The sequence below is a fragment of the Oscillochloris sp. ZM17-4 genome, assembly GCF_019599295.1.
In the GTDB taxonomy this organism is placed as follows: Bacteria; Chloroflexota; Chloroflexia; order Chloroflexales; family Chloroflexaceae; genus Oscillochloris.
Genome location: NZ_JAIEWN010000047.1, coordinates 16,424 through 27,514 on the forward strand (window position 1 = coordinate 16,424; position 11,091 = coordinate 27,514).

General features: G+C 64.9%; 9 protein-coding genes. 8 read left to right on the plus strand and 1 reads right to left on the minus strand.

The genetic code is table 11. From position 1 onward, the window contains the following. Positions 1–13: 13 nt before the first annotated feature. The gene (locus tag K2Z83_RS23315) at positions 14–640 is read right to left on the minus strand and encodes a haloacid dehalogenase (protein WP_220597577.1); all 627 of its coding nucleotides are present in this window, start codon (positions 638–640) and stop codon (positions 14–16) included. Between the two features lie 117 nt (positions 641–757). Between K2Z83_RS23315 and K2Z83_RS23320 the strand changes: the two genes are divergently transcribed. The 8 genes from K2Z83_RS23320 to K2Z83_RS23355 all read left to right on the plus strand — a co-directional run bounded on the left by K2Z83_RS23320 (position 758) and on the right by K2Z83_RS23355 (position 10,936). Beyond that, on the plus strand, positions 758–1,651 hold the full coding sequence (locus tag K2Z83_RS23320) for a transposase (RefSeq protein WP_220597578.1): 894 nt from the start codon (positions 758–760) through the stop codon (positions 1,649–1,651). Further along, positions 1,617–1,817, plus strand: a complete 201-nt coding sequence (locus K2Z83_RS30175; protein WP_220597579.1) for a zinc ribbon domain-containing protein — start codon at positions 1,617–1,619, stop codon at positions 1,815–1,817. The genes K2Z83_RS23320 and K2Z83_RS30175 overlap by 35 nt, the downstream gene beginning before the upstream one ends. 262 nt (positions 1,818–2,079) lie before the next feature. Next, complete coding sequence (locus K2Z83_RS23330; protein WP_220597580.1) at positions 2,080–2,796, plus strand: PIG-L deacetylase family protein; 717 nt, start codon at positions 2,080–2,082, stop codon at positions 2,794–2,796. 456 nt (positions 2,797–3,252) lie between these two features. Further along, positions 3,253–4,680 carry an aspartate aminotransferase family protein gene (locus K2Z83_RS23335; protein ID WP_220597581.1) on the plus strand — a complete coding sequence of 476 codons (1,428 nt, stop codon included), beginning with the start codon at positions 3,253–3,255 and terminating at the stop codon, positions 4,678–4,680. A gap of 160 nt (positions 4,681–4,840) precedes the next feature. Further along, the gene (locus K2Z83_RS23340; protein WP_220597582.1) at positions 4,841–5,518 is read left to right on the plus strand and encodes a response regulator transcription factor; all 678 of its coding nucleotides are present in this window, start codon (positions 4,841–4,843) and stop codon (positions 5,516–5,518) included. 285 nt (positions 5,519–5,803) lie between these two features. Beyond that, positions 5,804–7,018 (plus strand): 30S ribosomal protein S1, encoded by a 1,215-nt coding sequence (gene rpsA / locus K2Z83_RS23345; protein ID WP_220597583.1) that lies wholly within the window; start codon positions 5,804–5,806, stop codon positions 7,016–7,018. Between the two features lie 207 nt (positions 7,019–7,225). Then, a complete protein-coding gene (locus K2Z83_RS23350) occupies positions 7,226–9,742 on the plus strand; it encodes an ATP-dependent Clp protease ATP-binding subunit (RefSeq protein ID WP_220597584.1) in 2,517 nt (838 codons plus the stop codon). Between the two features lie 249 nt (positions 9,743–9,991). Next, positions 9,992–10,936 (plus strand): glycosyltransferase family 2 protein, encoded by a 945-nt coding sequence (locus K2Z83_RS23355; protein WP_370650269.1) that lies wholly within the window; start codon positions 9,992–9,994, stop codon positions 10,934–10,936. The last annotated feature ends 155 nt before the right edge of the window (positions 10,937–11,091 follow it).

Here is an 11,091-nt window from a genome sequence, read left to right on the forward strand (position 1 = left end):
TCAACATTCAACATTATGAAAGCCTTCCCTCAAGCTCGCGCATCGCCGCCACCAGCTGGTCCTGGCGGATGGCCGCCGTCATATCGCCGCGGGTGCGCTCCAGCACCCCCCGCAGGGCGTCGGTCGTCCGCCGCAGCCCGCCCGTCACCGCGTCGGGGAAGTCCACCGTCACCAGGGTGCTGTAGACATCGTCGATGATCCGCAGCAGCGCCTCGCCGCGGGCCGTCTCGCCCCGGCGCAGCCCGTCGAGGATGGCCCTTCTCAGCTCGCTGGCCGCCTCGGCCAGCCCGTTCAGGTAGGCCGCCGGCTCCACGCCGATCGCCTCGGCCGAGGGCGGCTCGCCGCCGGAGAGGAAGGCCAGCACCAGGTGCGCCTCGGCCAGCTCCTTCAGCGCGTCCTGGGTGTAGCCGGCGTGGCGGATCTCCGGGCTGCCCGCCGTGGATGCGCGCAGCCGCTCGGCCATCGCCGCCGCCTCGCCCAGCAGCCGCTCGGCCTCGGCGAACTCGGCCCGGTGCGCCGCCCTGATGCTGTTGGCGCAGCTGCGGATCAGCCCCCGCGAGACCCCGATCGCCTGCTCGCGGGCGGCGTGGCTGACCTCGATCTGGCTCACGCAGCCCGCCACAAGATCTTCGATGCTCATAGATAGCTTGCCTTTAGGCGCGGAAACCCAGCAGCTTTAGCGCTGGGAGGAGCGCTCTGCTTTAGCCCGCTTCAGCACACGCTTGCACGGGCGTTCGGATTGTGCTATACTTGTTCTATGATACAGACGCTCTCCACACGAACCGTATGCTGTAAACTGTCGCTTGACGCTGACGCCGCAGCCGCCATTCGAGCGACGGCGGTGCAGTTCAACGCGGCGGCAACCTACTGCGCCTCGGTCGCGTGGCAGGAGCGCATCACCAACAAGAACAAACTGCACCATGTCGTTTACGGCCCCACCCGAAGTGCGTACGGGTTGGGGGCGCAACTGGCCTGCTGCGCCAGGGACAAAGCGGCTGAAGCGGTTCGTGCGGCGCGGGCGAATGGGAGTGAGACGTGCCCGACGTTCCAGCCTGACAGCTCGATTCGCTACGATGCCCGCACCTATCGGCTGATGAGCCTCGATAGGGTGAGCCTGAACACGCTGACCGGGCGTGTGATGGGTCAACTTCTCCTGGGGGAGTTCCAGCGCCGCCACCTGTACGATACGAGCTGGAACATTGGCGGCGCAGAACTCGTGCAACGCGACGGACAGCTTTACCTGCACATCACGCAGACCAAGCTCACCCCCACGCCTGACGAGCCGACCGGCTTCCTGGGTATCGATCTTGGCATTGTCAACCTGGCTGCCGATAGCGCGGGTGAGACATACAGCGGCGCCCAGGTGCAGCAGGTACGCGCGCGCCGCTTTCAGCACCGCCAGCGCCTCCAGCAGGCGAACACCCGCCGCGCCCGCTGGCGATTGAGGAAGAACGCTCGCTGTGAGGCGCGCTTCCAGAGGGATGTCAACCACTGCATCAGCAAGAAGCTGGTTGCGAAGGCACGCACGGCCCGTAAGGCACTCGCCGTTGAGGATCTGACGAAGATCCGCGAGCGGGGTACGGTTCAACGGGCGCAACACCAGCCGCACCTGTGCCGTGTGCGGCCACTGCGATACAAAGAACCGCGTTGATCAAGCCCACTTTCGTTGCCTCTCGTGCGGCCATACCGCTGCCGCCGACACGAATGCTGCCGTGAATATTGCCTTTAGGGCCGCACGTCAGACGGCCTATTGTGCTGCGCCGCCCTCGGGTGGAGGAGCGAGCACAAGCCCAGCAGCTTTAGCGCTGGGTATCTGACCTGTGCTCCTAACTGCTTTGAACGTATTATACATGCTTGCCTCCTTCACCCGTGCCATCGCGCCTTCGCGTTCGCGTCCTCCGCGCCTTCGTGTTCGTGTCCTCCGCCCACTTCCGCGCCCTCCGCGCCTTCGCGCCCTCCGCGCCTTCGCGCCCTCCACGCCTTCGCGTTCGTGTCCTCCGCCCCCCTCCGCGTCCTTCGTGTTCCAAACGCCTTCCCCCCCTAGACAACCCCCCGCCCCCTGGTGTAGACTAGTATCGTATGACACAAGATACCCCCACATCTCCGATCCGGATCCTGGTGATCGTCGCCCACCCCGACGACATCGAGTTCGGCATGGGCGGCTCCGTCGCCCGCTGGACGGACGAGGGCCACCAGGTGATCTACGCCATGATCACCGACGGCTCAGCCGGCACCAACGAGCCCGGCGCCGACCTGGCCGCGCTCGCCCGCACCCGCCGCAGCGAGCAGATCGCCGCCGCCACCATCGTCGGCGTCCACGACGTGCGCTTCCTCGGCTACCGCGACGGCACTCTCCAGCCCACCCTCGATCTGCGCCGCGACCTCACCCGCCTCATCCGCGAGCTGCGGCCCGACCGCGTGGTCTGCCAGGACCCGACGCTGATCTTCGCCGGCAGCGGCTATATCAACCACCCCGACCACCGCGCCGCCGGCGAGGCGGCCATGTACGCGGTCTTCCCCAGCGCCGAGACCCGCCCGATCTTCCCTGAGCTGCTCTCCGAGGGCCTGGAGCCGCATAAGGTGCGCGAGCTCTATCTCACCTTCTCACCGCAGCCCGACCTCTTTATCGATACATCCGCCGTGATCGACCGCAAGATCGAGTCGCTCCTCTGCCACCGCTCCCAGGTCGGCCCCGAGGTCGGCGACATGGTGCGCGGCTGGGACGCCGAGACCGCCAAAGATCACGGCTACGCCTACGCCGAGTCCTTCCGGGTGATGCGCCTCGTCGATAATTAGCCCCGCAGACACAGCTAGGCGCCGGGTGGTGGGTGACATGGTCGTCGCACCCCCGGCGCTTTCGTATCTGCGCTTTCCCCTGGGGCTACGCCCCAGACCCGATCCTTCGTGTTGGTTCCTGGAGGCGAAGCCGCCAGGAACCAACACAAGATAGCGAGAAAGGAGACCCCATTGGACGTTTGATACCCGCGCGGCGCACACGCTTCAGGGCCGTGTGGGCCGATCGCCGCGCCTGCCAGGGGGCTGATGGGCACGTCACTGTATACCTGCCCGGCGCGAGGCTGCCTGCCTCGCCCGCCACTGCTCCTGACCCAGCGCGCGACGCCCTGCCAATCCGTCCGCACACCATCGTCACGGGTATGTCGCCCACGATGTGAGCGCACCTCTCGCTGCAGCGTTGCAGCCGCGCGTATCGCGCGCCGCGCCCACGGTGTCGGACCTCACACAGGAGCTTCTATGTTCCCGCTCAGCAGCGCCCAGCAGCAGACCATTGCCGACAACGTCTGGCTGCACTTCTTCCAGATGGGCCATCTGTCCAGTACCGACGCGCGACCCACCGTGCTCGTCCGTGGAGCCGGGTCGCGCGTATGGGATCAGGAGGATAACGAGTACATCGACGGCCTCTCCGGTCTCTTCACGGTCAATGTCGGCTACGGGCGTCAGGAGATCGCCGACGCCGTGGCCGCCCAGCTCGGCCAGATCGCCTACGTCAGCCCCTTCAGCTTCCCCAGCCTGCCCATGATCGACCTCTCGGCGAAGCTCGCCGCGATCGCCCCCACCGGCCCGCAGTCGCGCGTCTTCCTCACCACCGGCGGCTCTGACGCCGTCGAGACCGCCCTCAAGCTCGCCAAAGCCTACCAGCGCCGCCAGGGCCACCATGATCGCCACAAGGTGATCGCCCGCCGCAGCGCCTATCACGGCACCAGCATGGGCGCGCTCTCGGTCAACGGCATCACCTCCATCCGCAACGGATTCGGCCCGCTCGTGCCCGGCGCCCGCCACTCCCCGGTGCCCTACCGCTACCGCTGCGACTACTGCGCGCTCCACGCGGCCTGCGCCGGCACCTGCGCCGATGAGCTGGAGCGGCTGATCGAGTTCGAGGGTCCTGAGACCGTCGCCGCCATCATTCTGGAGCCGGTGCAGAACTCCGGGGGCGCGATCGTCTCGCCGCCCGAGTACCTGCGCCGCGTGCGCGAGATCTGCGACCGCCACGGCATCCTGCTGATCGCCGACGAGGTGATCTGCGGCTTCGGCCGGGTGGGCGGCTGGTTCGGCTCAACCGAGCTCGGCCTGCGGCCCGACATCGTCACCTGCGCCAAGGGCCTCACCAGCGGCTACGCCCCCCTCGGCGCCGCCCTGGTGCGCCCCGAGATCGCCGACGCCTTCGTCAGCGACGCCGACGCCGACAAGTTTATGCACGGCATCACCTTCGGCGGCCACCCGGCCTCCTGCGCTGCCGCCCTCGCCAACATCACCATCATCGAGCGCGAGGGCCTCACCGAGCGATCTCGCACCATGGGCGACTACATGCAGCGCGAGCTGCGGGCGGCCATTGGCGACCACCCCAACGTCGGCGAGGTCCGCGGCATGGGCATGTTTATGGCCGTTGAGCTCGTGCGCGACCGGGAGACCCGCGAGTCGCTCACCGAGGAGAAGCTGATGGGCTGGCTGAGCGACCAGCTCAAGCGACGTGGCCTGATCTGTCGCGCCGACGATCGTCTAGAGCCAGTGATCCAGCTCGCCCCGCCGCTCATCCTCACCCAGGATGAGGCCGACCGCTGCGTGGCCATCGTCGCCGACGCCATCCACGCTCTGGGCCGCCGCCTCGGCAGCGCGCCCACCATGCTCGCCATCCCCGCGCCCCAGGCGATCGCCGCCGACTGAGGAGATCCTCGTGGCGTGAGACGCTGGAGCTGAGGTGTAAGGGCGCAGCAGCGCCGCGCTGCTGCGCCCCGACGGGTGCCACCAACCCATCTGAACAGGGTCAGATCACTCGCACATTGTGCTGGGGCGTAAGCCCGGTACCATGTGCTAGAATACCTCTATGCAACAGCGCATCCTCATTATCGAAGACGAGCAGGAGATCGCCAACTACCTGCGCCGCGGCCTGATCCTTGAGGGCTTTCAGGTCACGGTGGCCAATGATGGTGCCCAGGGCCTCGCCGCCTCCCGCGAGAACCCCCACGACCTTGTTGTCCTCGACCTGATGCTCCCTGGCATCGACGGGATCGAGGTCGCCCGCCGCCTACGCGCCGCCTCCGATGTGCCGATCATTATCCTCACCGCTCGCGATGGCATCCCTGATCGGGTGACCGGCCTTGAGGCCGGCGCCGACGACTACCTCGTCAAGCCCTTCGCCTTCGCCGAGCTCCTCGCACGCATCCGCGTCCAGCTGCGCCGCCGCCAGTCTGCCCAGCAGACGGACGTGCTGCGCTTTGCCAACCTCACCCTCGACACCGCCGCCCGTGAGCTGCGCGTTAGCGACCGGCGCGTCGAGCTGACCGCCAAAGAGTACGATCTGCTCGACCTCTTCATGCGCCACCCCAACCAGGTGCTCACCCGCGAGGTGATCTACGACCGCGTCTGGGGCTACGACTTTGGCGGCGAGAGCAACATTATCGAGGTCTATGTGCGCTACCTGCGGCAGAAGATCGAGGCGAGCGGCGACCCGCGCCTGATCCAGACCGTGCGCGGCGCTGGCTATATTCTTCGCGAAGATTAAGACCCTGGCCCCCCCGTCGTCTCATTCCACGTGGTCGTTTTTTGCCATTATTAGGCCATAAATGAAGCTTGGTATGTGATGAAATATATTCCCGGAATGCATCAGATATCACTATAGTCAGGAGGCGAAAGCTCCTAAGGAAGTTGGTTTTAGTGCATTAGTATGCGATATGCCCTCTGTTAGATCTCTTGCGTTTTGATTCTTGTCAGCGTATAATGATACCCACTGTCTGTATGTCTCCTGGTCGCTACACATGGGTTCTGGCCTTCCCTATGAAGGACGCGCATGGAAGAACGCAAGGGCATTGCTACGAGCTCAGACACACAACACCTGCCAGAGCCGCGGGACAATGGCATGATCGACGAGGAGGAGGAGCTGGCTCTGATGGAGCAGTTCCTGAACGATCCGGCCCACGACTACCGTAACCTGAAGTACGGCGACACGGTGGACGGCACGATCATGCGTATTGATAAGGACGAGATCCTTGTTGATATCGGCTCAAAGGCGGAAGGTGTTGTCCCCTCGCGGGAGATGCAGTCGTTGCCGCCTGAGGATCGCGCCGCGCTACGTATTGGCGGCGAGTTGCTAGTGTTCATCGTCCAGTCGGAGGATAAAGAGGGCCGGGCAGTCCTCTCTGTCGACAAGGCCCGGCAAGAGAAGAGCTGGCGTGTCCTTCAGACGGCCTTCGAGAAGAGCGATGTCATCACCGCCCGTGTGGTGAACTATAACAAGGGTGGCCTCCTCGTCAACCTTGAGGGCGTGCGGGGCTTTGTGCCTGCCTCGCAGGTGAACGGGATCAGCCGCGGCCCTGAGACCCAGAAGCAGAGCGACATGGCGCGGATGGTCAACACCGATCTCCAGCTGAAGGTGATCGAGATCAACCGTAACCGTAACCGCCTGATCCTCTCCGAGCGCCAGGCCGTCCAGGAGGCCCGTGAGTCAAAGAAGGACGAGCTGCTCTCTCAGCTTAAAGAGGGCGATGTGCGCACCGGCACCATTAGCTCGGTGTGTGACTTCGGCGCCTTCGTCGATATCGGCGGCGCCGATGGGCTTGTCCACCTCTCCGAGATCTCGTGGAGCCGGGTCAAGCACCCCTCCGAGGTGCTCAAGCCCGGCGATAAGGTCCAGGTCTCGATCCTCAGCATCGACCACGACCGCAAGCGGATCGCGCTGTCGATCAAGCGCACGCAGAGCGAGCCGTGGACGCGCGCCGGCGATCGCTATCAGCTCGGCCAGGTGGTCGAGGGGACGATCACGCAGCTGGCATCTTTCGGCGCCTTCGCCCGGATCGAGGACGGGATCGAAGGCCTCATCCACATCTCTGAGATGGGCGACGAGCGCATCCAGCACCCCAAAGAGGTCCTCGCCGAGGGCGATACGGTTCAGGCCCGCATTATTCGGATCGACCCCGCCCGGAAGCGCATGGGTCTCAGCCTCCGCATGAACCGCGAGGGCGGCGAGCCGGCCGATGAAGACGGCGAGCCCGCTACCGACCAGTAGCCGCCTCCGATACGCGTATCTTTCTGGCCGCACGCCCTGTCACCTCGCAACGTCCCGATCCGCCACCTGATCGTGGCGTGTGGCCCAAGGTTGTACTCGACGCCCCCCCCTGACGAATCGGCCCCCGCATGTCCTGCGGTATCGGTTCGCTTGTACTCGATCCCAGCGGCATATGCTGGCCATTTGGGATAGCTAGCGGAGAACACTATGTCTGACCTCTACAGCAAATTCACCAAGCGGGCGAAGCAGGTGCTTCAGCTCGCAACCGAGGAGGCGCGCAGCTTTAACCACCCCTACATCGGCACCGAGCATATCCTGCTCGGGCTGATCCGCGAGAGCGAGGGGATCGCTGCCCGCGTGCTCGATGACCTCGGGGTGAAGCTGGCCCAGGCGCGCAGCGCGGTTGAGTTTATCGTCGGCGTCGGCGAGGGCGCCACCATGACTGACCAGGAGCTCACCGCCCGCGCCCAGAAGGTGATCAAATACGCGATCGAAGAGGCGAACCGCCTCAACCATCACTATATCGGCACCGAGCACCTGCTCCTCGGCCTCGTGCGCAACGGCGAGGGCGTGGCCACCGGCGTCCTCGACATTATGGGCGTCTCCCTGGAGCAGGTGCGTAACCAGGTGATGCGCGTGCTCCGCCACGGCACCTCTGGAGCCGCCGAGCAGCGCGCCACCCCCGGGCAGCCCGCCGCCCAGCGCCAGTCGAAGACTCCGTACCTCGACGCCCTCGGCACCGACCTCACCGATATGGCCGAGGCCGGTCGCCTCGACCCGATCATCGGCCGCAACCACGAGATCGAGCGCGTCATCCAGATTCTCTCGCGCCGCACCAAGAATAACCCGGCCCTGATCGGCGAGCCCGGCGTTGGTAAGACGGCGATCGTCGAGGGCCTCGCCCAGCGGATCATCCAGGGCGATGTCCCCGATAGCATCAAGGGTAAGCGCGTCGTCACCCTCGATATGGGCGCCCTAGTGGCCGGCACCAAGTACCGCGGCCAGTTTGAGGAGCGTCTCAAGCGGGTGATCGATGAGATCAAGGAGACCCGCTGCATCCTCTTCATCGATGAGTTCCACACGATCATCGGCGCCGGCGGCGCCGAGGGCACCCTCGACGCGGCCAATATCCTCAAGCCCGCCCTCTCGCGCGGCGAGCTCCAGACGATCGGCGCCACCACTCTCGATGAGTACCGCAAGTATATCGAGCGCGACGCCGCCCTCGAGCGGCGCTTCCAGCCGGTGATGGTCGATGAGCCGAGCCTGGAGGATACCGTCCTCATCCTGCGCGGCATCAAGTCACGCTACGAGGACTTCCACCAGCTCCAGATCTCCGATGAGGCGATCAAGGCCGCCGCCGCCCTCTCCGCCCGCTATGTGCCCGACCGCCAGCTCCCCGATAAGGCGATTGACCTGATCGATGAGGCCGCCTCGCGCGTGCGTATGTATCGCTCGGCCACCCCGCCCCAGCTCCGCGACGCCCTGCGCGGCCTGGAGGCCCTGCGCAAGGAGCGCGAGGCCGCCATCGAGGATCAGCAGTTCGACCTCGCATCCGACATGCGCGAGCGCGAGGATCGCATGCAGGCCCGCATTGCGCAGATTGAGAGCGATATGGGCGCCGAGGGCGGCGAGCGCACGATCGACCGGCCCTATGTCACCGAGGAGGATATCGCCGAGGTCGTCGGCATGTGGACGGGCATCCCCGTCACCCGCCTCAAGGGCGATGAGACCACCCGCCTCATGCAGATGGAGGGCTTCCTCCACGGCCGCGTCGTCGGACAGCAGGAGGCGATCGTCACGATCTCCAAGGCGGTCCGCCGCGCCCGCGCTGGCCTCAAGGACCCCAAGCGCCCGATCGGCAGCTTCATCTTCCTCGGCCCCACCGGCGTCGGCAAGACGGAGCTGGCCAAGACCCTGGCCGAGTTCATGTTCGGCTCCGAGGAGAGCCTGATCAAGATCGATATGTCCGAGTTCCAGGAGCGCCACACCACCTCGCGCCTGGTCGGGTCGCCCCCCGGCTATGTCGGCTACGGCGAGGGCGGCCAGCTCACCGATGCGGTGCGCCGCAAGCCCTACAGCGTGGTGCTCTTCGATGAGATCGAGAAGGCCCACCCCGACGCCTTCAACCTGCTGCTCCAGGTGCTTGAGGACGGCAACCTCACCGACGGCAAGGGCCGCAAGGTCGACTTCCGCAACACGATCATCATCATGACGAGTAATGTCGGCACCGAGCATATCCGTCGCGCCTCGCGCATCGGCTTCGGCGGCAACGCCAACGAGATCGATAGCGACGACACCCGGCGCAAGGTGGACGACGCCCTCAAGCAGCTCTTCCGGCCCGAGTTCCTTAACCGCATCGACGCGACGATCATCTTCCACCCGCTCACCACCGAGGAGATCCACCAGATCACCACGATCATGCTCAAGCGGGTGCAGAAGCAGCTGGCCGAGCACCAGATCGCGATCGATGTCCGCACCGATGCGCTCGACCTGCTGGCCCGCCGCGGCTACGACCCGGCCTTCGGCGCGCGCCCGCTCCGCCGCATCATCACCAACCTGATCGAGGACCCGATGGCCGAGGGCCTGCTCGCCGGGCGCTTCCAGAACGGCGATATGGTGGTGATCGACACGATGGACGACCTGCTGCGCCTGCGCTCTCAGCGCCAGATCGACGCTGAGGAGGCGGGCTCGGCCGAGCCTGAGGAGAGCCCGGCCCTCGTGTAGTAACATCCGAGGCTGAGGATCGTATGAGAGCCAGGGAAGGGCATTGCCTTTCCCTGGCTTTCTCGTATGACGTCGTTGGTACAATGGCTTTGGTCGGATGAGAGCAACTATGAGCGGTAACTTTTATGTGGTGTGGGTCGTTTTTTGCCTGCGTAGGAATAGATCGCTACGATCACCATGTGTTACGATAGGACATCGTGTAGAGCATCAGAGACATCTATGTATACCACTTCAATGAAGGCCTCAGCTGTGATCGCCGCAGACCAGATGCCACCGGTGACCATTCTCATCTGTACTCGTGATCGCGGTGATTCTATTGTTAAGACGATTCGCAGCATTCTTGCCTGCACCTACCCTGACTTTATCCTGTTGATCGTCGACCAGAGTGACGATACACGAACGGCCCGCGTGATCGATGCGTTCGCCGGCGAGCCGCGTCTGCGCTATGTTCACAGCAACTCTCAGGGGCTCAGCGTGTCGCTGAATGTCGGCCTCGCGCTCAGCAACACCGATTTCGTGATCATCACTGATGACGACTGTGAGGTGCCCCCGACATGGATCGGCGAGCTCACGCAGATCTTCTTGCGCTACCCGCGGGTTGGTGTCATCTTCTGTAATGTGGTGCCTGCGCCGCACGACACCCAGGCGGGTTTTGTGCCCGATTGTATTAGTTCGCGCTCGTTCCTGGTTGAGGATGTCGCTCACTGGCAGACGAGTGACGGGCTGAATATAGGCATCGGGGCAGGCATGGCGATCCGGCGGAGCGCCGCCGAGGCAATCGGCGGTTTCGACCCGCTCTTTGGCTCGGGCTCACACTTTCGCAGCGGGAATGATACGGACTTTACCCTGCGCGCGCTCGTGGCCGGCTATCAGGTTTACCATACCCATACGGTCAGCATTATTCATCATGGCTTCCGCACCTACGAGCAGGGCCGAAGGCTTCTTCGCAATAATATGTATGGCCTGGGCGGCATCTACGGCCGGCTGCTGCGGCGCGGCCACCTGTTCGCCCTGCGCCGCCTGGCCTCCATCATCCTAGTTATGATCGTCCAGCCGGCCCTGAACGCGTTGCTTCACCTGCGCCCGCCGCGCGTGCTCGGCCGCATCATCTGGCTGATCCGCGGCCTGCTCACCGGGCTGATGATCACCCCGCCCAAGCCTACTCACAATAGAAGCAGGCTGCTTGATCACTAGTGCCGTTTCAAGCGACCTTGTTGGGCACGAGGCAGGGCGCTCGCGCGTTGCAGCGCCCAACCCCCGACTCCCAACTCCTAACCCCTGCGCTGAAAGCGCACTAGGCGACTCTGGCACCCCCCTAACAAAAAGAGTTGTTAGCGCGAATAAGTCCT

Coding starts and splice junctions, on each gene's coding strand:
- K2Z83_RS23315 (WP_220597577.1), bottom strand. CDS start 640: ATGAGCATCGAAGATCTTGTGGCGGGCTGCGTGAGCCAGATCGAGGTC.
- K2Z83_RS23320 (WP_220597578.1), top strand. CDS start 758: ATGATACAGACGCTCTCCACACGAACCGTATGCTGTAAACTGTCGCTT.
- K2Z83_RS23330 (WP_220597580.1), top strand. CDS start 2,080: ATGACACAAGATACCCCCACATCTCCGATCCGGATCCTGGTGATCGTC.
- K2Z83_RS23335 (WP_220597581.1), top strand. CDS start 3,253: ATGTTCCCGCTCAGCAGCGCCCAGCAGCAGACCATTGCCGACAACGTC.
- K2Z83_RS23340 (WP_220597582.1), top strand. CDS start 4,841: ATGCAACAGCGCATCCTCATTATCGAAGACGAGCAGGAGATCGCCAAC.
- rpsA (WP_220597583.1), top strand. CDS start 5,804: ATGGAAGAACGCAAGGGCATTGCTACGAGCTCAGACACACAACACCTG.
- K2Z83_RS23350 (WP_220597584.1), top strand. CDS start 7,226: ATGTCTGACCTCTACAGCAAATTCACCAAGCGGGCGAAGCAGGTGCTT.